This is a genomic window from Nocardia sp. NPDC051052 (assembly GCF_044456045.1).
GTDB lineage: Bacteria > Actinomycetota > Actinomycetes > Mycobacteriales > Mycobacteriaceae > Nocardia.
In genome coordinates this window covers 441,713-460,921 of sequence record NZ_JBITFL010000006.1, presented here as the reverse complement: position 1 = coordinate 460,921, position 19,209 = coordinate 441,713, and the positions used below count along the sequence as shown (strand labels likewise).

Below are 19,209 nucleotides of genomic sequence, written 5' to 3'. Positions count from 1 at the left end.
TGGCAATTCATTGTGTGCTCCGTCGCGCCACGAATTCGCCCCTTGTCGAACTACTTTCAGTGCAGACACCGGAAACTTGCCCCGCTGGTTTCCGGGTCGCTAGCCTGCAGACGAGTCGGCCGCGCCCGCAGCGCGTTCGGAGAGGAGAACGAATCCATGGACCGTTTCACCGACAAGGTTGCCGTGGTGACGGGTGCGGCGCAGGGTATCGGCGCGGCCACCGCGCTGCGGCTCGCGGTCGAGGGGGCCAGTGTTGCCGTGCTCGACCGCAACACCCCCGACGCCACCCTCGAACAGATCAGCCGGGCGGGCGGCACCGCGCGCGGCTATGTCTGCGACGTCACCGACCGTGACTCCGTGCAGTCGATCTTCGATCAGATCGCCACCGAGCTCGGCGACCCGCAGATCCTGGTGAACAACGCGGGCATCACCCGCGACGACCTGTTCTTCCGGCTCTCCGAGGACGACTGGAACGCCGTGCTGTCGGTCAACCTCACCGGCGTCTTCCACTGCTCGCAGGCCGCCCAGAAATACATGGTCGCCCAGCGCTACGGAAAGATCGTCTCGCTGTCGAGCCGCTCGGCGCTCGGTAACCGCGGCCAAGCCAACTACGCCGCCGCCAAGGCGGGCATCCAGGGCTTCACCGCCACCCTCGCCATCGAACTCGGTCAATACAACATCACCGTCAACGCCGTGGCCCCCGGTTACATCGCCACCGCGATGACCGACGCCACCGCCGAACGGGTCGGCATGGCCCCCGAACAACTGCAACAGTCCGTCGCCGAACGCACCCCACTCGGCCGTGTCGGCCAACCCGAGGAGGTCGCCGCCGTCATCGCCTTCCTCGCCAGCGATGAATCCTCTTACGTCAGCGGGCAAACCCTCTACGTCAACGGTGGCGCCCGCTGACACCAGCCCGCTCATGAAGGTGGCCTTTTCGCGCAATGCCGCAACTCCGACGCCCCGGACGCGCTGACCGACGCGGCCCGCGGCGGCTGCGGGTACTGCGCGCGGCCACCGTCGCCGCCACCTTCACCATCCCCACCGGCCAGTCCACGGGGGCCGGCGAGCATCTCACCTCACCACGGGATCGTGCCCTGCCGGTCGAAGTAACCACCGGTCGGACCGTCGGGGCCGAGGGTGGCGAGCTCGACGATGGCGTCGGTGCCTTCGGTGAGGGTTTGATATCCGGCGTGGCCGTTGAAATCGGTGGCGGTGTAACCGGGGTCGGCGGCGTTGATCTGGATCTCGGGCAGTGCTCGCGCGTACTGCGAGGTGATCATGTTCAGGGCCGACTTGGACGAGGTGTAGGGCAGGTTCGTCATTGTCGACTCGACGCGGCTCGGATCAGAGGTGATGGCCAGTGAACCCATTCCGCTCGACACCATCACGACGCGCGGCTGGGTCGCGGCGCGCAGCAGCGGCAGGAACGCGTGGGTCACCTGGACCGGCGCGAACACGTTGGTCTCGAACACCGTACGGAAATCCGCGGCCTGGGTGTCTTGCGGCAGAAGGAACTCGCCGCCGACTCCGGCATTGTTGATCAGCACATCCAATGCCGTGACCCGCGCGCCCACCGCCGCCACGGCCGCGGCGATCGAATCGGCCGAGGTGACGTCGAGGTGGACGAATTCGACGTTCAACCCCTGCTCGGCCAGCTCGGCCGCCGCTTGCTTGCCGCGGTCGGCGTCGCGGGCACCGAGGAAAATCTGCCAGCCCAGTTCACCGAGCCTGCGGACCGTCTCGCGACCGAGTCCCTTGTTGGCTCCGGTCACCAGAGCCGTTGTCGTTGTGTTCATGCACTCAGCTTCACCGTGCACACCGCCCCCGAACAGGACTGCCTTGTCCTGGGATCGGTGGTACCACCCCCGAGCACCGCGGTTGCGGGATGATCGAAAGATGGACCGTTCGGAACTCGCGGCGCTGCTGCGTCAGGCGCGCACTCGGATACAGCCACGCGATGTCGGCCTGCCCGCGGGTTCGCGCCGGCAGGTGCCCGGGCTGCGCCGCGAAGAGGTCGCCCAGCTGGCCGGTCTCAGCGTCGATTACGTGGTGCGGCTCGAGCAGGGCCGCGGACCGCGTCCCTCGACCTCCGTGCTGGCCGCCCTCTCGCGGGCGCTGCGGCTGAACGACGACGACCGCGACCTGCTGTTCCAACTCGCTGGATCGGCACCGCCCCAGGCCGGGCGAATCGCACAGGTGGTGCGCCCCAGCGTGTTACGGCTGCTGGACCGGATGGTGGACCTGCCTGCACTGGTGATGTCGGCGAAAAGTGATGTGCTGGCCTGGAATCCGATGGCCGCCGCGCTGCTCGGCGACTTCTCCGCGCTGCCGCCCGCTCGGCGCAACATCATCCGCGAGTGTTTCCTCGGCACGGAACCGGGCCGGGTGCGGTTCACCGCCGAGGAGTTCCGGATGGTCGCCGCCTACGGTGTCGGCACCCTGCGCAGCGCCAAGGCCCGCTATCCCACCGACCCCGACCTGGATCGGCTCATCGCCGAACTCCGTTCCGGCAGCGCCGATTTCGAACAACTGTGGCGTGAACGGCCCTCCGCGCAATGGCGCAGCGCCACCAAGGCGATCGCCCACCCCGAACTCGGCACGCTGGTGCTGGACTGCGACACCCTGCTCGTCCCCGACGCCGACCAAACCGTCGTGGTCTACTCCGCCGCCCCCGACACCCCCGCCGCCTCCGCCCTGGACCTGCTGCGCATCACCGGCACCCAGCAATTCAGCGACCACACCTGATCGACACGTCACCGGGCCGGACCTCGGAGGTGTCGCCGACTGGTGAGATCGGCCGAATTTGGGCGGATATGGCCTGAACCGGCTCGGGCTGCTGCTCAGCGGAAACGACGACGAGGAGCGGATTGATCCAGCTCACGGGCTTCGGCGCGTTCGTGATCGTGACTGCGGTGCCGCTGCGCCGTGCCTTGCTGCATCATCGGGCCCTGTGACCGGTGGCCGACCGGCCCGGCCCCGGCCACGCCACCCGGTCTCCGCGCTGGTTGGTGCGTGGACGTGGATTCCGACGTTCACTCGCGACCCGCGCTATCTGGGTGCAATGAGGCTGCCGAAATCCCCGCCCAGGACCGCATACCGCGACGGACTCGACACCACGGCCGCGCTGCTGAGCAGCGGGGACAGGCCGATCGTGCCGGTTCCACGAAACACCGCGCACCCACCAGATCAAGAGCGACCCCCGCCAGCCCCGATCCCCACAAACCCCGGTACCACCGCAGGCCCTGTGCCACCCGTACCCGAACAAAGCAGGCTCGATCCGCCGGACCGAGCCTGCCTATCGGGGCCGCTATTTCTTGTCGGCGACCAACCCGTACTCCTCGAGCATGACGCCGATCTCGGTGGATTCCAGCTTGCCCATCAACTTCTTGCGCACCAGGTCGGGCCCGGGGATATGTATTTCGTCCCCGTCCCGTAGTCGACTCGTCGCGGCCAGCAGTTTGCGCACGTCATAGGTCGAATTGAAGACCTCGGGAACGCCACGTTCGATGCCGAGCAGCTGATAGGTCGCCTCCATCGCTGTGCGGACCGAGTATTCGGTGGTGAAGATGCAGTCGCGGGTGCTCTCGGCGAACTGACCGATGAACGCGAAGTTCACCGATCCCTGCGGCACCACATCCGGGCGATCGCCACCCTTTCGCGGCATGAAGAACGCCGTCACATACGGCATCATCACCGGCACGCACTTCGCCGAATTCGCTGCCAGCTCAGCGATTTCCGCCTCCGGGACACCCATGTGGTACAGCCATTCCTGGGTGATCTCCTCGCCGGTGCATTCGCTCATCGGCTTCTTCACATAGTCGCCGGGCACGTCCACGAACAGCGAATAGACCCACACCACGATCTGATCCTTGGGCTGCTGCTTGAAATGCGGCTGCCGATTCACCGTCCAGCTCATCAGCCAGCTCGAGTCGCGCACCGTGACGATGCCGCCGGTGACCACCTTCCCGCTGAACGGGTCACGTTTGCAGATCTTCTGGATATAGCCGGGAATCCGTTCGTCGAGCGTGGTGACCGTCGCGGACTCCCATTTCGTCTGCTCGATGTGCCCGCCGAACACATCCGGATGCCCGAACGCGGGATCCTTGGCCGCGATCCGCCGCCACAGATCCCAGGCCGGTGCCGGACCGTCGAGCAGTTTCGCCGGTGTGTGGTGATCGCCGTCGTCGGAATTCTCGGTGAGCGAACCGATCGTGGTGAACACCAGATCATGCTCACCCAACTCGACGGTGCCTTCGCCGTCCTCGGCTGTCCAGTGCAGTTTCGTGGCCTGCTTGCGGTCCTTGGTGAGGTGGAAGTCGATATCGGTGATCTCGGTATCGAACCGGAAGCTCACCCCCTGATCGAGCAGCCACCGATACAGCGGCAGCACCAGCGACTCGTACTGGTTGTATTTGGTGAACTTCAACGCCGAGAAGTCCGGCAGCCCGCCGATGTGGTGAATGAAGCGGTGCAGATACAACTTCATCTCCAGCGCGCTGTGCCATTCCTCGAAGGCGAACATCGTGCGCCAGTACATCCAGAAGTTGCTGTTCAAGAAGTCTTCGCCGAAGACCTCGTCGATGCGCTTGTTCTCCATCTCCTCGGGCGTGGCCAAGAAGACCTTGATCATGTCCTTCTGGGCCTTGTTGCTCAGGGTGAACAAGCCGTCGGTGTGCGCGTCCTGGCCGCGTTTCTCGGTGGCGCGCTGCAGCGAGGAATTGGGGTCGTCCTTGTTCAGCCAATAGAACTCGTCGAGCACACTGGCCCCGTCGATCTCCATCGAGGGCACCGACCGGAACAGATCCCACAGGCATTCGAAATGGTTCTCCATCTCGCGCCCGCCGCGGATCACGAAGCCCTTTTTCGGCTCCTTGATGCCGTCGAGCGCGCCACCGGGCAGCTTCAACCGCTCGAACACGGTGATCTTGTCGCCGGACATCTGCCCGTCACGGATCAAGAACGCCGCACCCGAGAGCGAGGCCAGGCCCGCCCCGACGAACCACGCCGTCTTGTCCTCGACACCCTGCGGTTTGCGCGGACGGGCGAAGGCCTCGTAGTTGCCGCTGCTGTAATACATGTGACTCCTCTCCTGGTGCTGGTTCGGAATGACTTGCCGCGCTGGCGATTACGAGTACTTGTAGAATCCCTCACCGCTGGAAACGCCGAGCTTGCCCTTGTCGATGTAGTTGTCCTTGAGCCACGCCGCGAGCTTCTTGCCGTCCTCGCTGCCGTTGACCAGGATGTTGTAGGGGGTGTTCAAGCCGATGACGTCGATCATCTGGAACGGGCCGAACGGGGCACCGGTCGCGGTGCGCCAGGTCTTGTCGACCGTCTCCGGTTCGGCGTAACCGCCGGCGCTGAGGCCCATCGCCGCGTTCAGCAGCGGCACCAGCAGCGAGTTGACCACGTAACCGGCCTTCTCCCTGTGCAATTCGATCGGGACCATGCCGATTGCGGCGGCGAACTCGGCGACCTCGTGGAATACCTCCGGGTCGGTGTCCTTGGTGCCCATCACCTCGGCGGTGTTGTAGCGCCACACGTCGTTGGCGAAATGCAGCGCCAGGAATCGATCGGGGCGGCCGGTGAAATCCTTGAGGTCACTCGGCAGCAGGGTGGAGGAATTGGTGGCGAAGATGGTGCGTTGCGGGGCCAGTTCGCTCAGCTTCTGGTAAGTGTCCTGCTTGATCTTCAACACCTCGGGCACCGCCTCGATAATCAGGTCGGCTTCCTTGACGGCCGCGGCGAGATCGGTGGTCACGGTGATGGTGTCGGCGGCCTTTTCGGCTTTGCCGTCACCGGCGCCGTCGACCTCGTCCTGGTAGATCGACACCAGTTTGGTGAAACGATCATGCGCGGCTTTGACCGCGTCGTCGTTGATGTCGTAGGCCGTGACCTCGAAGCCGCTGAACGCGGTCTGGAACGCGATCTGCGAACCGAGGACTCCGGTGCCAAGGACGGTCACCTTACGGATGCTCATGATGTTCTCCTTCCTGCCGGAGGCGAGGTTCGCCCCTCGACGGTCCACTCATTCGACCGAGGCGAAGAAACCCGCCACGATCTGGGTTATCTGGTCGCGCAGATCATCGATCGCGTCGCGACCCGAATGCGCGCCGGTCGATGGCCGGGCGAGAATGAGGTGCAGTACAGCGAATACACTGCGTCCCGCCAGCAATGCACGAGCGAATACCGCCTTCGGGTCGGCATCGCGGAGCGTGACCGCGGCGGTGAGCCGCTCGGCGATCATCGACTCCAGTCGCGCGACCGTGGCGAGCCCTTTGGCGCGGTACTGCTCGGTGGGTGCGCCGAACAGCAGCTCACGCTGGTACGCCACGGTGTTCTCGACGTGCTGGTCGGCGGCTTCGAGGATCGGGCGGGTCATGGCCAGTACCGCCCGCGACGGATCGCTTTCGGCTTTCGCGTCCCGTTCACCCTGGTCGAGGGCGGCCCGGAACTCCTCGTTGCAGACCATCAGTAGCAGCTCGCCCTTGGATGCCGCGTACCGGAACAACGTCCCGGCCGCTACATCCGCGCGCTCGGAGATCTGCTGGGTGGTGACGCTCGCGAAACCGTGCTCTGCGAACAACGCCGCCGCGGCCTCGAAAATGCGCGACTGCTTGTCCCGCATATTGCGCAGCCTGCGGCCGCCCTGCACCGCATCGGGTGTGGTGGTCATCGCGGCACCTCCAAATAATGAGTGGACTCATTTCTGAGCGTACTCCTAGTTATTCAGGAGGCAACCCCTGGACTCCTGCCGCAGTACCCACTACCCGGCCGATCATCGCTGCGGGCACGACGAAACCCCCAAGACTTCTTTGCCAAGAACTCTTGGCCAAGAACTGTTGGGGGTTTAGAGTGCCCGCTATGAGTGACTCCACCGAGAAGTCCGATGTCCCGAAAACCGAAGCGGGCGTGGTTGTTCTGGATGCCAAGGGTCTGCGCGCCCTGGCCCATCCGGTGCGCGTGCAACTGGTCGGGTTGCTGCGCAAGTACGGTCCGTCGACGGTTACCCGCCTCGCGGAACGGCTGGGCGTGCATTCCGGCACGGCCAGCTACCACCTGCGCCAGCTCGGTGCGGCCGGATTCGTCGAGGAGGACACCGAACGCGGCAACGCGCGCGAGCGCTGGTGGTGTTCAGTGCATCAGGTCACCGAATTCAGCGACCCGGAGTTGGCCGAGCGCGAGCCCGAAGCCGTCTTCGCCTACTTCCAGTCCATTGCCGCCATCCACACGCTGCGCACCCAGCACACGCTCAACGAACTGCAAACGATGCCGCCCCCCTGGCGCGACACCTTCGACATGAGCGACTGGGCGCTGCGGCTCACACCCGAGGAGACCGCCGCACTGAGTGCGGAGTTGCGGACAGTGATCGCGCGCTACCGCAGAGACACCCCAGAGGCCGCCGCCAGTGCCCCCGACGGGGCCGAACGAGTCGCCGTCATCACCCACCTCCTGCCCGAACTCGACGCCCCCGCCGCGCCGGGGCAGTGAGAACGACCGTCGTGACCGAGAGCGCGCCGAGCCGGTGGGCGCTACTGCCGCTGGGCGGGGTGCTGGCGGCGATCGCCGTGTCGATGACCGGCACCCGGATCTCGACGATCGCTTTGCCCTGGTTCGTGCTCGTCAGCACGGGCAGCGCCACCCGGACCGGGCTGGTCATGTTCTGCGAGATGACTCCCTACGTGCTGGTCAAGGCGTTCACCGGGCCGGTGGTCGACCGGATCGGCCCGCGAACGGTGTCGTGGACCACCGACCTGGCGAGCGCGACCGCCGCCGCCGCGGTACCGCTGTTGCACACCGTGGGTGTGCTGTCCTTTCCGCTCCTGCTGGCACTGGTCGCGTCGATCGGCGCGGTCCGCGGCCCCGGCGACCTGGCCAAAGAGGTCATGGTCCCGGAAGCAGCCGAGCGCGGCCGGGTACCGCTGGCACGAGCCACCGGCCTTTCCGGCATGACCGAGGGGCTCGCCTCCACCCTCGGACCGGCAGCCGGCGGCGCCCTGGTGGCGCTGCTCGGACCGCTGACCGGGCTCGTCGTCAACGCGGGCTGCTTCGCCCTCGGATCGGTGATCATCGGACTGGCGCTGCCTCGCGGCATGGGCCATGCGGCTTCGGAAGCCGCCGCGCAGGCCGGGGCCACCGGTTACTGGCGGCGATTCGGCGAGGGCTTCACCTTCCTTCGTGGCGAGCTGTTGCTGCTCACGATCATTGTCACGGCCGGGATCACCAACCTGCTCAACGCCGGGTTCGTCGCGGTGCTCATGCCCGTGTGGGCCAAGGAATCCGGCAACGGCCCCACCGCGATCGGCCTGCTGAACGCCGTGTCGGGAGCCGCGGTGGTCGGTGGCAGCCTGATTGCCGCGGTGCTCGCGCGCAGGCTGCGGCGCCGGGTCGTGTTCTTCACCGGGTTCCTGCTGGCCGGGGCGCCGAAATTCTTGATTCTCGCCGTCGATGCGCCGATGGCGGCGGTCCTGGCCGTGTTCGCGGTCAGCGGATTCGGTGCGGGTTTCCTCAATCCGGTGCTGGGAGCCGTGCTTTTCGAGCGGGTGCCGCGCCGGATATTGGGCCGGGTCAGCGCGCTCGGCGACTCACTGTCCTGGGCCGGTATCCCGCTCGGCGGGCTGATAGCGGGGGTCGCGGTGGCCTCGGCGGGACTCGTTCCGGTGCTCCTCGTCGGCGGGGCCGCGTACTTCCTCACCACGAATTTGTCTGGGCTGCGGCCGGAATGGCGCGAGATGGATAGTGCGCGGGGGGCAAGTCGCGGACACACGGCCAACCAGTGCTCACCTCAGGGCGTCACGTCGACCAGGAGCGGACCACCGCGCGGATCCACGACTCGGTCCGGCCCAGATCCGCTTCGCGGGCAGGGCTGCGTCCCGAGCCCGGCTATGCGGCGCAGCCACCCGGATACGGGGGTCGAGGAGCATCCGGGGGAAAGTCACGCTGAGCAGACTGGGTGAATCCTGTTGCTGTGCTGCTGGTTTCATGTCGGTGTGACTGATGAGGTTGCCCGGTACGGGCGTTTCGGTGCGATGTCCCGCAGGGAGATCGAGCGGTTCTGCTACCTCGATGACGAGACCGCGAGCTGATCGCAGCGCGACGCCGGGATCGCCACCGGCTCGGATTCGCGGCACTCCGCGCACTGTTCGCGAGCGCGGGGAACAATCTCGCCGGCGCGGCCCTGAAGTAGTGGCGCGAACCCGGCATCATCAGACCGTGTTCGCACCGCCGCGCGCGCCCTATCCACGGCCGCTATCCGATCCGGGTACTGCGGGCAGCGAGGACACCTGGATCCCTGCTACCTTCGCTGCCCGCAGTCCGGCGGTCGGTTGAGGACTCGTCTATCGCTCACCGCAGTCCGGCGGGTTGGTCGAGCACTCGGATATCGCGCAGCGACCTCCGGCGGGTCGGTCGAGGGCTCGGATATTGCGCTATGCCGCCTTGTATTTGCGCAAGTACTGCCCGGTCAACGAGATCGGATCGTCCAGGAGCGCGGCGGGGGTGCCGGTAAAGACGACTTCGCCGCCTGCCTTACCGCCGTCGGGCCCCAGGTCGATCACCCAGTCGGAATGGGCGACCACATCGAGGTTGTGTTCGATGACGAGCACGGTATTGCCGCGCTCGACCAGACCGTCGAGCAAGGCCAGCAGGGTGTCCACGTCGGACATGTGCAGCCCGGTCGTCGGTTCGTCGAGTACGTAGACCGAGCCGGTGTTGCCCAGTTGGGTGGCGAGTTTGATGCGTTGACGTTCCCCACCGGACAACGTGCTCATGGCTTGGCCCAAGCTCAGATAGTCCAAGCCGACCTCGTTCATGGTGCGCAACTTGGCATTGAGTGCCTTCTCCGGGAAGAACGCCAGCGCGTCCTCGGCGGTCAGCTCCAGCACGTCGGCGATCGACTTGCCGCGCAAGGTGAGTGCGAGGACGTCATCGGAGAAGCGGCGGCCGTCGCAGGCGTCGCAGTGGGTGGTGACCGGGTCCATGTAGGCGATCTCGGTGATGATCACCCCGCGGCCCTCGCACTGCTTGCACGCGCCGGCGGAGTTGAAGCTGAACAGCCCCGGCGACTCGCCGGTGGCCTTGGCGAACAGTTTGCGGATCGGATCCATCAACCCCAGGTAGGTCGCCGGTGTGGAACGCGAGGAGGCGGCGATGGCGGACTGGTCGACGAAGATCGCCTCGGGATGCTCGACCACGAACACATCCCGGATCAGGCTGCTCTTGCCCGAACCGGCCACCCCGGTGATCGAGGTGAGGATCCCGGTGGGGATCGCGACGGTCACATCCTTGAGGTTGTGCACGTCGGCATGCTCGATCAGCAGCTCGCCCGTGGCCGCACGGAAGGTGTCCTTCACCGTGAATGGGCGACGCAGCCCGGCCCCGGTCGGGGTGTCGGCGGCCCGCAACTCGGCGAAGCTGCCCTCGAACACCACCTGCCCGCCGTGTGATCCCGCGCGCGGACCGACATCGACGATGTGGTCGGCGATCTGGATGACGTCGGGATCGTGCTCGACCACCAGCACCGTATTGCCCTTGTCCCGCAACGCTTTCAGCAGATCGTTCAACCGGCCGACATCGCGCGGATGCAATCCGACGCTGGGTTCGTCGAAAATGTAGGTCATCCCGATCAACGTGCTCGACAGATGCTTGATCATTTTCAACCGCTGCCCCTCGCCGCCGGACAACGTCGAGGTCGGCCGATCCAAGCTCAGATAGCCCAGCCCGATATCGGCCACTCGCTGCAGCGACATCCGGATCGCGGCCGCCAGTCCCGCCGCGGCCGGATCGGTGATTTCCTCGAGCACCACCATCAGATCGGTGATCTGCAGCTCGGCCCAGTCGGCGATATTGCGGTCGTTGATCTTCGTCGCCAGGGCTGCCGCGTTGAGCCGGGCACCATGGCAGGTCGGGCAGATCCCCTCGGTCAGGAACTGACGCATCTGCTCGCGCGTCTTCTCGCTCAACGTGGAGGTGTCGCGCTGCAACCGGGTGCGGGTGAACTTGGTGGCGATGCCCTCGTAGTTGGCCTTCCACGTGCCCTTGGCGAAGGTGAGCTCTACCTGGCCGCCGCTGCCGTGCAGCAGTTCCTCGAACTCCTCGGCCGGGTAATCGGCCAGCTTCTTGTCCGGATCGAAGCGGCCCGAACTGCCATACATCTGCCACTCACCGCCGCCGACGCCGTAGCCGGGCAACAGGATCGCGCCCTCGTTGAGCGACTTGGTCCGATCGAGCAGCCGATCCGGATCGGCCCGCACCGTGATGCCGAGGCCGTCGCAGTCGGGGCACATGCCCTGGGGCACGTTGAACGAATAGTTGTAGACGAAACCGGCCGAGGGCGAACCGAATCGGGCGAACATCGCCCGCACCATCGAGAAGATGTCGGTCATCGTCCCGACCGTCGAGCGTGGCCCGCCACCCACCGGCTGCTGATCGATGATCACCGGCGCGGTCAGATTCTCCATCGCCTCGGCGTGCGGGCGTTCGTAGCGCGGCAGGAAGTTGAGGATGAACGCCGGAAACGTCGCGTAGAGCTGACGCTGTGACTCCACCGCGATGGTGTCGAACACGATCGAGGACTTGCCCGAACCGGACACCCCGGTGAACACGGTGATCTTGTTCTTGGGGATCTCCAGCGACACGTTGCGCAGGTTGTGTTCGCTGGCACCGAGTACTCGGATGACATCGGCGGAAACGAGGGATTCGGCGAAAGGCATACCGAACACCATGCCATCTGACACCGACATTTTGTGCGGTGAATTGTGACGCAGATCACATAAATTGGGCAGTCCGCGGGCCCGGGATCCGCACCCGTCCGTACTGTCGTGGGGTGCGTGATCCCTACTGGAACCACAACACCCACTACCACCCTTGGCTGCTCGCCCAAGTCCCCGATACGGCCCGCACAGTGCTCGACATCGGTTGCGGCGACGGCCTTCTCGCCACCAAGCTGGGTCGCCGCGGCCTGACCGTGCGCGGCATCGACCTCGACCCCGCCACCCTCGACACGGCAACACCCAGCGCGAATGTCACCTTCGAACAGGGCGACTTCCGCGACCTGCCCGGCACATTCGACGTCGTCACCGCCGTCGCGACCCTGCACCACGTCCCGCTACGAGACGGCCTCACCGCTCTGCGCCGACTCGTCGCCCCCGGCGGCACTCTGGCCGTCGTCGGTCTGTGGAAGTTCGCCGCGCGCACCGACTATCCGTATCTGGCGCTGCTTCCAGCGATCGTCGCGATCGATACCTTGCACCGGCCCAGACTGGGCGGCCCCGACGTTCAACTGCGCGACCCCGACACCACCTATCCCGAGATCCGCGCTGCCGCCGCCGACCTGCTGCCCGGCGCCCACCTGCGACGCCGCCCGCTGCTGCGCTACACCCTGCGCTGGCACAAGCCCGCTTAACGACCGCTCGCAAGCGAAACTCCGCCGCGATACAGTCTTGGTATGGCGTCGTCTCGGGAGCAGAAAACACGGAAAGTCACCGTCACGCTGCCCGAAGAACTTCTCGCCATGCTCGAAACCTGGCGGGCGGGCGGGCGCATCGAATCGGTGTCGGCGTTCGTGTCCGAGGCCGTGCAGGCCCGGATCAATCGCACGCAGTCACTGGCCAAGCTCGAACAAGTCCTCGGCGGCCGCCCGCCGCTGGACCTGATCAACCGGGCACGCGCCGCGCAAGGCCTACCGCCGTTATCCGAGAAAGAGGCAGGCGGGCCGCACGCCGGCGCCGCGTGATCTCCGCGGCCTTGGGCGGTGTCGTGTTCGACACCGCCGCCGTCATCGGGTTCGCCAACCAGGCCAACTACGCCCAGGCCGTGGTGTGGGCCACGGTCAACGCGGGCAACACCATCGTCGTCCCCGCCACCGTCCTCGGAGTCGCACGCGCCCACATCGCCGCCGATCGGCTCGACATCCTCGCGGCGTTATTGGAATTGCCGCACACCATCGTCCCGGTCTTCGATCGCGACGCCGCCGAACGACTGGGCATCGTGCTCGCGGGCAGCGCCAACGCCGAGGCGCTGCTGCCCGCCGGGCACGCCACCCATGAAGCCATCGCCCGCGATTGGCCATGCCTGACCGCACGCCCGAAGAAGCTGCGCCAGCTCGACTCCCGGGTGATCATCGACCCCCTACCCTGACGCCCGAGTTGGCCGATCGATGTGGCGGCGGTCACTCCGGCATGGGATGCCCTGTGTGGAAACAGGTTTGCGCCGTGCCCGATAGCTCGTCGACCTGTCTGGTGTTTCGCCGAGGTCAGCGCAGCGCCTCGAGCCCTGGGGTGAACGGCTCTGGCGCGGTGATGTAGTTGAACCCGCGCCCAGGTCGACTGGCCCGATTGACCGCGGTCGCCGCCGGGCTATCCGGAACCGGGGTCCCGAACGCAATCTCGGTGGGTGGTGGCGCCGCCTTGACCGCGTCGGGGGTAGGCATCGCGGCGCTCGAGGTCTGTGCCGCATCGGCTTCCGAGGCGGGGCACGTTCAGCGCAGCAGCTCGATCACCGGGGCGAACTGGTCCATGCTGTGCTCGAGCACGGTGATGTAGCTGAAGCCGTAGCGATCACGGTGCGCGCGCACCCGGTCGGCGATCTCCTCGGGAGTGCCGATCAGCAGCGTCGGCAGGTCCTCGGGATGGTCGGCGACATCGTCGGGTAGTGCGGGGCCGAACAGCTCGAGGACCGCGGTGCGTTCCTCCGGTGGCACCACCCGCTGGATCAGGATGTTGAACTCGACGCTGTCGGCGCGGCTGCCCAGCAGGCCACGGACGAATTCGATCTTCTCGCTCGTTTCGCCGAGCCCGGCCAGATGTAGCGGACCGCCGTTCTCGGTGGCCGACGCGCCCGGAAACGCGATGATGTCGGCGTGTTCGGCGGCCACGCGCAACGACCTGTCACCCCAGCCCGCGATCAACAGCGGCGGCCCCGACGGTTGTGCCGGACGCGGCTGATACTCCGGATCGGAGAACACAGTGCGCAACGTGGACACCGTGTGCTCCAGCTGCGCGACACGCTTGGCGCCGCTCTCGAAAGGGATACCGGCGGCCTCGAATTCGGCCTGCACATAGCCCGCGCCCAGACCGATCTCCACCCGCCCGTCGGTGAGCTGATCGGCACCCGCGATATCGCGGGCCAGCAGCACCGGATTGTAGAACGGCGCATTGAGCACGAAGGTGGTCAACCGCACCCGCTCGGTCGCGTCCGCAGCCACGACCATCGACGGAAACGGCGCCGGGCATCCGAGATGATCGGCCACCCCGATCACATCGAAACCCAGTTGCTCGGCCCTGCGGCATTTTTCGATCCAGTTACCCCTGGAGTCCGGGGCCACCATGTTGACACCGAACCGAAATGCACGCTGCGCGGTCACCGTTCCTGTCTACCAGCAGGCGGCGCGCGGCAACAGCACAGCCATCCCGGCACGGGTTCCCGTTCTGCCCTACAGTGGACGCCATATATTTGCTGAACTACCGCTGATGCTCCGCCACCTGATCCGAGAGAGGTAACCAGATGACTGAGCTCGATCCCGTAGTGCAGGAATTCGTCGATGCCCTCAACGCCAACGACCAGGACCGGCTCTTCGCCGCACTCACCGACGACGCGACCATGTCCGACGACGGCGTGGAACGCAACGTCGCGCAGTGGACCGACTCGGAGGTCTTCGGCAGCAACGGGCACATGAACGTCGAATCCATCGACAACGGCGGCACCGAACTCGTTGCCGACTACACCAATTCCCGCTGGGGTTCGATGCGCACGAGCTGGCGGTTCACCGTGCGCGACGGCAAGGTCGCCCGCTTCGAGACCGGTCAGGCCTGAGCCGGCCGGACACGGCGCGTACCCGCGGTCACAACGGGAGGGCAAAGTCGCCGCTTCGGGGCCGGTCAGTGTTGAGCCAGCCGAACACGGCGCACACTCGCGGGCCGAACGCGACGGCAAAGTCGCCGCTTCGAGACCGGCCAGGTTTGAGCCGGCCGAACGCGGCGTGCACTCGCGGTCACAGCGGATCCGGTAGGCGGCGAGGCACACGCCTGAACGGCTCACTTGACACAGGTGTGCGACGACGAGGCGATCGGCACGGCAGCTCGAATCCACGCCGAGGCCCGCTGAGGGGACGACTCTGTGCCGCGAGGCGCGCGCCTGACGGCTCAGGCCGGTCAGACCGCGGCCGCTACACTCCGGTCGAGTTATGAGCTTGCCTGCGCCGCATCGGACTTGAGAGTCTGAGCCTCGTGTTCAACGCGCCCCGTTACGGTACGGGTTCCCTGGCTGACCTGCTTCCTTCCGTGCTCGCCGGATTCGGGGTGCCCGGCGAAACCGATCGGCTCGGACTCGGCATCGCCGCCGACCGGGTCTGTGTGCTGCTCATCGACGGTCTCGGCGCGAGCGCGCTGGCCGCGAATCCCGGTGCGGCACCGTTCCTGTCGGGTCTGGCCTCGGCCACGCTGACCGCGGGGTTCCCCAGCACCACCGCCACCAGCCTCAGCTCGCTCGGGGTCGGTGTGCCGCCCGGTGAGCACGGCATCATCGGCTACCTGGTGCGGGTACCCGGCCAGGACCGGCTGATCAACACGCTGCGCTGGAGCCCGCACGGCGAAGGCCCGCGCGTCGATCTGCGCAGCGAGCTGGTGCCCGAGCAATTCCAGCCCACCGCAACGGTATTCGAGCGCGCCGCGGCGCACGGCATCACCGTCACCCAGGTCGCCCCGAGCTATCAGAACGGTTCCGGACTCACCCGCGCGTCGCTGCGCGGCTGCGCCTTCCGCGACAGCTTCTCCGTCGGCGACCTCATCGACGGCATCGGCATCGCCCTGCGCACCGGCACCCGCTCGCTGGTCTACGCCTACCACGCCGATCTCGACACCACCGGACACGCCCGCGGCCCGGCCTCGGACGCCTGGCTTTTGGAACTGGCCCACGTCGACCGCCTCGCCGCCGAGATCGCCGAACGATTGCCGCCGGACGCCGCGCTGCTCGTCACGGCCGACCACGGCATGGTGGAACTCGACGAGCGCATCGACTTCGACCACCATTCGGAACTGCGCGCGGGAGTACAGCAACTCGGCGGAGAACCCCGTGCGCGCCACGTCTATACCGAGCCCGGCGCCGCCCAGGACGTCGCCGCGGCCTGGCACGAAATCCTCGGCACCGACTTCGCGGTCCTCCCACGCGCCGAGGTGATCGACCGCGGCTGGTTCGGCCCTATCGTCGCCCCGCACATCGCCGACCGCATCGGCGACGTGGTGGTCGCCGCCCGCACCGCACACGGCATCATCCGCAGCGGCGCCGAACCCATCCAGTCGATGATGATCGGCCACCACGGCTCCCTCACCCCCGCCGAACTCGACATCCCCTTGTGCACGTTCCGTTCCTGAGCACTGGACGCATGATCATGGGGAACCGGTGTAGTTGGCTTCTCGCGCGATGCCGACACCAATTCCCCATGATCATGGTTGCCGCGCCGGGGCCGCGGGGATTCGCTCCTACTCTTCGGATCGGCCTGGAGAGGGGCAAGTTCCGAGAAGGGTTGCCGAACTGGGGTTACCCGCGACCCGCCGGAGATAGGGCGAGCGCGGGGGCGAGCGCGGGGGCGAGCGCGGGGCTTTAGGCTGGACGTCGATCGACGCGGATCGCCGCGCGACGAAGCATTCAGGAGGAGCACATGAACGCCACGCTGTCACGGACCGGACGGACCGGCCTCGGGATCGCGGCGGTCGCCCTGATGCTCGCCGGGTGCACCGACGTCCAGCGCGCCCTCAACCGCGGCGGTGACACCCCCTGCAGCGAGTACGTCAAGCAGAACCAGGACGACAAGCGCATGACGATCACCAAGTTCGTCAAGCAGCAAACCAACGACGACCACGAACCCGCGGGCACCGCCGTCGACGCCACCATGGTCTCGGTCGACGTCCTCTGCGGTGGCCAGCGCAACGCCGAGACCCCCATCAAAAACGCCGACGTAGCAGGCATTTTCATCAACAAGTGAGTCCTACGTGCAGTCGATGCGGCACCGCATCGACTGCACACCCTCGCGCGACCGGTCCACGTCACGATGCGATCAATACTCACCACGAGTGTCCAGAGTTGATCCGCACTCGCTATGGGGCCTCAGGGTCGGTGCGGATCCCGAGAAAAGGTGCGGCTGTTGCCGACAGCGGGTGTTGCCGACAGCGGGTGTAGCGCAGCCCGTCGCGGCGATTTGCGCAGCCTCGCGTCAGTCGCTGGGCGGATGTGCGGCCAACCAGTCCGCGGCTCGTTTCCGGGAGGCGCGGGACAGCCATGCGTCCTGGACGACCTCGGACAGCTCGGCGAGGGTGAGTTCGCCGATTCGGCTGCCGCGCACCAGGACCGAAAGGTGGACGTTGAAATGGGCGGTGGTGAAGAACGGTAGATCGGGGTCTTGGACCAGGGCTTGTTTGTCGGAGTCCGAGGGGACCCAGAACACGATCACATCGGCGTAGCGTTCGCCGGTGTCGGGATCGAAGGCGTCCGGGCGTGGCGTTCGGAAGAAGACGAACGACTTACCGCCGACCTGGTACACCGGGTTGTCCGCGGGGCCGTCGACCCGTGTCACATGCGGCATGCCGGTAGCCAGCTCGTGTACGTCGGCGATCTTGGCGCGCCGCGAAACGGTAGCCATCCCAGCAGCATAACGGCGCCCAGGGCACCTGCCCCACAGGTAAGCCGAGGAACGTCAGCCTTCATGGACGCCCCAGAGATGCGCCGGGCCCTCCCGTCGCGGGTCACCGCGAAAACGCCTCGGCACCCCGGGTCCGTAACAGACCGCGCGACTCCGCAGCGAACACGCTGCGCGCCACGCCGATACGACCCGAACTCCTGACATGGGGACCGTTCGGTTTGCCGCCAATCCCTCCCGCGCGGGTCGTGCGTACGCCAGAATGAGAGAGCGAATGTGAGCTCACACGACGATGGGGTTCCCCGAAGTGGCACAGTTCCGCACCCTGACCCAGCAGCGGGCCGAGCTGGAGAAGGAATGGGAGCGCTGGGCTACGGCTCCGAATATCGCGCCACCGCCGGCCCGGACGACGTTGCTGCGCACCGACGTCGCACAATCCTGGCAACGCTCGCTGCACACCGTCGACCCGGCCGTCACCGTCGCGCCCGGCCTGGACGATATCGGCGACACGTGGTCGCGCTCGCCGCTGCGCACCCCGATCACCGAACTGTCGGCCGACCTGCGCGGCATCACCGAGGACGCGGGCTATCTGGCCGTGGTCACCGATGACGCGGGCACCATCATGTGGTCGTGCGGCGACCGCACCCTGCGCAGACAAGCCGAGGACGTGAACTTCGCCCCGGGCGGCTGCTGGGACGAAACCCATATGGGCACCAACGGATTGTCCCTCGCCCTGCACGACGACCGCCCCTGCTCGGTGTTCTCCGCCGAACACTTGGTCGCCGCGCTGCACGGCTGGGTGTGCTACTCCGCGCCGATCCACGCCCCCGACGGCAGGCAGGTCGGTGTGCTCGACCTGTCCAGTTCCTGGGACCGCTCCCATCCCGCGGTGATGACCTCGGTGCGCGCGCTGGTGACCGCGGTGGAAACCATGTTGCGCGCCGCCGCACCGGCGCCCACCCCGGGCGTGCGACTCGAATGTCTGGGCACCGCACGGCTGTTGCGCGACGGGCGTCCGGTCCCGCTGCCGCCACGCCAACTCGAGATCCTCGCGCTGCTGGCCCTGGAACCCGACGGCTTCACCCCCGAACAACTGCACGCCGCGGTCTACGGCGATCGCGCGGTGTCCACCAGCACCCTCAAAGCCGATGTCTCGCACCTGCGCCGTGCTACCGGCGGCGAGATCACCAACCGCCGCTATCTGCTCACCGGCCCGGTCTCCTGCGATGCGGTGGACTTGCTGGCCGCCGTCGCGGCCGGTGACACCACCTCGGCGGTGTGGCTCTACCGCGGCCCGCTGCTGCCCGGCTCGGACACTCCCGGCGTTATGCAGTGGCGCGCGTATCTCGATGTCGGCGTGCGCAATGCGGTGCTGGCCAGCGATCGCGCCGAACACGCGGTCGCCTTCGGGGAACGATCACCGGGCGACATCGAGGTGCACGAGCACGCCCTGCGCCTGCTGCCCTTGGACGACGTGCGCCGCGCCGTGGTCGCCGCCCGATTGCACACCGCACTGCGCACCTGAAAGCACTAGACCCCCAGGTCCGAAGGTTGAACCTCACGACTCCGCCTCGCTGACG

General features: G+C 66.8%; 19 protein-coding genes. 11 read left to right on the top strand and 8 right to left on the bottom strand.

Features of this window, described 5'->3' with window-relative positions; genetic code table 11:
• Positions 1–156: 156 nt before the first annotated feature.
• The gene (locus ACIBCN_RS23330) at positions 157–909 is read left to right on the top strand and encodes a beta-ketoacyl-ACP reductase (protein WP_396993726.1); all 753 of its coding nucleotides are present in this window, start codon (positions 157–159) and stop codon (positions 907–909) included.
• A gap of 170 nt (positions 910–1,079) precedes the next feature.
• Here the strand turns inward: ACIBCN_RS23330 and ACIBCN_RS23325 are convergent, their stop codons facing one another.
• Entirely contained in the window at positions 1,080–1,799 is a 720-nt protein-coding gene (locus tag ACIBCN_RS23325; RefSeq protein WP_396993725.1) for an SDR family oxidoreductase, read from the bottom strand.
• A gap of 100 nt (positions 1,800–1,899) precedes the next feature.
• Between ACIBCN_RS23325 and ACIBCN_RS23320 the strand changes: the two genes are divergently transcribed.
• Positions 1,900–2,748, top strand: a complete 849-nt coding sequence (locus tag ACIBCN_RS23320; protein ID WP_396993724.1) for a helix-turn-helix transcriptional regulator — start codon at positions 1,900–1,902, stop codon at positions 2,746–2,748.
• Between the two features lie 562 nt (positions 2,749–3,310).
• On the opposite strand, the gene ACIBCN_RS23315 is transcribed toward ACIBCN_RS23320, so the two are convergent.
• The 3 genes from ACIBCN_RS23315 to ACIBCN_RS23305 are packed head-to-tail and all read right to left on the bottom strand — an operon-like array spanning position 3,311 to position 6,676.
• Entirely contained in the window at positions 3,311–5,080 is a 1,770-nt protein-coding gene (locus tag ACIBCN_RS23315) for an oleate hydratase (RefSeq protein ID WP_396993723.1), read from the bottom strand.
• 48 nt (positions 5,081–5,128) lie between these two features.
• On the bottom strand, positions 5,129–5,980 hold the full coding sequence (locus tag ACIBCN_RS23310; RefSeq protein WP_396993722.1) for a 3-hydroxyacyl-CoA dehydrogenase: 852 nt from the start codon (positions 5,978–5,980) through the stop codon (positions 5,129–5,131).
• A gap of 48 nt (positions 5,981–6,028) precedes the next feature.
• A complete protein-coding gene (locus ACIBCN_RS23305) occupies positions 6,029–6,676 on the bottom strand; it encodes a TetR/AcrR family transcriptional regulator (protein ID WP_396993721.1) in 648 nt (215 codons plus the stop codon).
• Between the two features lie 188 nt (positions 6,677–6,864).
• Between ACIBCN_RS23305 and ACIBCN_RS23300 the strand changes: the two genes are divergently transcribed.
• Positions 6,865–7,491 (top strand): ArsR/SmtB family transcription factor, encoded by a 627-nt coding sequence (locus ACIBCN_RS23300; RefSeq protein WP_396993720.1) that lies wholly within the window; start codon positions 6,865–6,867, stop codon positions 7,489–7,491.
• An 11-nt stretch (positions 7,492–7,502) separates the two neighbouring features.
• A complete protein-coding gene (locus ACIBCN_RS23295) occupies positions 7,503–8,957 on the top strand; it encodes an MFS transporter (protein WP_396993719.1) in 1,455 nt (484 codons plus the stop codon).
• A gap of 471 nt (positions 8,958–9,428) precedes the next feature.
• On the opposite strand, the gene ACIBCN_RS23290 is transcribed toward ACIBCN_RS23295, so the two are convergent.
• Positions 9,429–11,741: an ATP-binding cassette domain-containing protein gene (locus ACIBCN_RS23290; RefSeq protein WP_396993718.1), complete on the bottom strand. Its 2,313-nt coding sequence runs from the start codon at positions 11,739–11,741 to the stop codon at positions 9,429–9,431.
• Between the two features lie 83 nt (positions 11,742–11,824).
• Here ACIBCN_RS23290 and ACIBCN_RS23285 point away from each other — a divergent pair, with 83 nt between their 5' ends.
• From ACIBCN_RS23285 to ACIBCN_RS23275, 3 genes are read left to right on the top strand one after another with little or no spacing between them, the layout of a single operon-like run.
• The gene (locus ACIBCN_RS23285) at positions 11,825–12,403 is read left to right on the top strand and encodes a class I SAM-dependent methyltransferase (protein ID WP_396993717.1); all 579 of its coding nucleotides are present in this window, start codon (positions 11,825–11,827) and stop codon (positions 12,401–12,403) included.
• A gap of 42 nt (positions 12,404–12,445) precedes the next feature.
• The gene (locus ACIBCN_RS23280; protein WP_396993716.1) at positions 12,446–12,733 is read left to right on the top strand and encodes a hypothetical protein; all 288 of its coding nucleotides are present in this window, start codon (positions 12,446–12,448) and stop codon (positions 12,731–12,733) included.
• Entirely contained in the window at positions 12,730–13,137 is a 408-nt protein-coding gene (locus ACIBCN_RS23275) for a hypothetical protein (protein WP_396993715.1), read from the top strand. Before ACIBCN_RS23280 ends, ACIBCN_RS23275 begins: the two co-directional genes overlap by 4 nt.
• Before the next feature lie 115 nt (positions 13,138–13,252).
• Here ACIBCN_RS23275 and ACIBCN_RS23270 read toward each other — a convergent pair whose 3' ends face one another.
• Both ACIBCN_RS23270 and ACIBCN_RS23265 read right to left on the bottom strand, forming a co-directional pair.
• A complete protein-coding gene (locus tag ACIBCN_RS23270; RefSeq protein WP_396993714.1) occupies positions 13,253–13,429 on the bottom strand; it encodes a hypothetical protein in 177 nt (58 codons plus the stop codon).
• Positions 13,430–13,477: 48 nt separating this feature from the next.
• Positions 13,478–14,362, bottom strand: a complete 885-nt coding sequence (locus tag ACIBCN_RS23265; protein ID WP_396993713.1) for an LLM class F420-dependent oxidoreductase — start codon at positions 14,360–14,362, stop codon at positions 13,478–13,480.
• A gap of 140 nt (positions 14,363–14,502) precedes the next feature.
• Between ACIBCN_RS23265 and ACIBCN_RS23260 the strand changes: the two genes are divergently transcribed.
• The 3 genes from ACIBCN_RS23260 to ACIBCN_RS23250 all read left to right on the top strand — a co-directional run bounded on the left by ACIBCN_RS23260 (position 14,503) and on the right by ACIBCN_RS23250 (position 16,978).
• The gene (locus tag ACIBCN_RS23260; protein WP_396993712.1) at positions 14,503–14,811 is read left to right on the top strand and encodes a nuclear transport factor 2 family protein; all 309 of its coding nucleotides are present in this window, start codon (positions 14,503–14,505) and stop codon (positions 14,809–14,811) included.
• A 413-nt stretch (positions 14,812–15,224) separates the two neighbouring features.
• Complete coding sequence (locus tag ACIBCN_RS23255) at positions 15,225–16,367, top strand: alkaline phosphatase family protein (protein WP_396993711.1); 1,143 nt, start codon at positions 15,225–15,227, stop codon at positions 16,365–16,367.
• Between the two features lie 287 nt (positions 16,368–16,654).
• Entirely contained in the window at positions 16,655–16,978 is a 324-nt protein-coding gene (locus tag ACIBCN_RS23250; protein ID WP_396993710.1) for a hypothetical protein, read from the top strand.
• A gap of 228 nt (positions 16,979–17,206) precedes the next feature.
• On the opposite strand, the gene ACIBCN_RS23245 is transcribed toward ACIBCN_RS23250, so the two are convergent.
• Entirely contained in the window at positions 17,207–17,632 is a 426-nt protein-coding gene (locus ACIBCN_RS23245) for an MmcQ/YjbR family DNA-binding protein (protein ID WP_396993709.1), read from the bottom strand.
• A gap of 289 nt (positions 17,633–17,921) precedes the next feature.
• On the opposite strand from ACIBCN_RS23245, the gene ACIBCN_RS23240 reads away from it, so the two are divergent.
• Positions 17,922–19,154, top strand: coding sequence for a transcriptional regulator (locus tag ACIBCN_RS23240; protein ID WP_396993708.1), 1,233 nt, complete (start codon positions 17,922–17,924; stop codon positions 19,152–19,154).
• Positions 19,155–19,209: the final 55 nt, after the last annotated feature.

Excerpts from the sequence above, each read along its gene's own strand:
- ACIBCN_RS23320 (WP_396993724.1), top strand. The coding sequence starts at position 1,900 with ATGGACCGTTCGGAACTCGCGGCGCTGCTGCGTCAGGCGCGCACTCGG.
- ACIBCN_RS23240 (WP_396993708.1), top strand. The coding sequence starts at position 17,922 with ATGGGGTTCCCCGAAGTGGCACAGTTCCGCACCCTGACCCAGCAGCGG.
- ACIBCN_RS23300 (WP_396993720.1), top strand. The coding sequence starts at position 6,865 with ATGAGTGACTCCACCGAGAAGTCCGATGTCCCGAAAACCGAAGCGGGC.
- ACIBCN_RS23250 (WP_396993710.1), top strand. The coding sequence starts at position 16,655 with ATGAACGCCACGCTGTCACGGACCGGACGGACCGGCCTCGGGATCGCG.
- ACIBCN_RS23325 (WP_396993725.1), bottom strand. The coding sequence starts at position 1,799 with ATGAACACAACGACAACGGCTCTGGTGACCGGAGCCAACAAGGGACTC.
- ACIBCN_RS23305 (WP_396993721.1), bottom strand. The coding sequence starts at position 6,676 with ATGACCACCACACCCGATGCGGTGCAGGGCGGCCGCAGGCTGCGCAAT.
- ACIBCN_RS23315 (WP_396993723.1), bottom strand. The coding sequence starts at position 5,080 with ATGTATTACAGCAGCGGCAACTACGAGGCCTTCGCCCGTCCGCGCAAA.
- ACIBCN_RS23330 (WP_396993726.1), top strand. The coding sequence starts at position 157 with ATGGACCGTTTCACCGACAAGGTTGCCGTGGTGACGGGTGCGGCGCAG.
- ACIBCN_RS23245 (WP_396993709.1), bottom strand. The coding sequence starts at position 17,632 with ATGGCTACCGTTTCGCGGCGCGCCAAGATCGCCGACGTACACGAGCTG.
- ACIBCN_RS23270 (WP_396993714.1), bottom strand. The coding sequence starts at position 13,429 with ATGCCTACCCCCGACGCGGTCAAGGCGGCGCCACCACCCACCGAGATT.
- ACIBCN_RS23260 (WP_396993712.1), top strand. The coding sequence starts at position 14,503 with ATGACTGAGCTCGATCCCGTAGTGCAGGAATTCGTCGATGCCCTCAAC.
- ACIBCN_RS23290 (WP_396993718.1), bottom strand. The coding sequence starts at position 11,741 with ATGTCGGTGTCAGATGGCATGGTGTTCGGTATGCCTTTCGCCGAATCC.
- ACIBCN_RS23310 (WP_396993722.1), bottom strand. The coding sequence starts at position 5,980 with ATGAGCATCCGTAAGGTGACCGTCCTTGGCACCGGAGTCCTCGGTTCG.
- ACIBCN_RS23280 (WP_396993716.1), top strand. The coding sequence starts at position 12,446 with ATGGCGTCGTCTCGGGAGCAGAAAACACGGAAAGTCACCGTCACGCTG.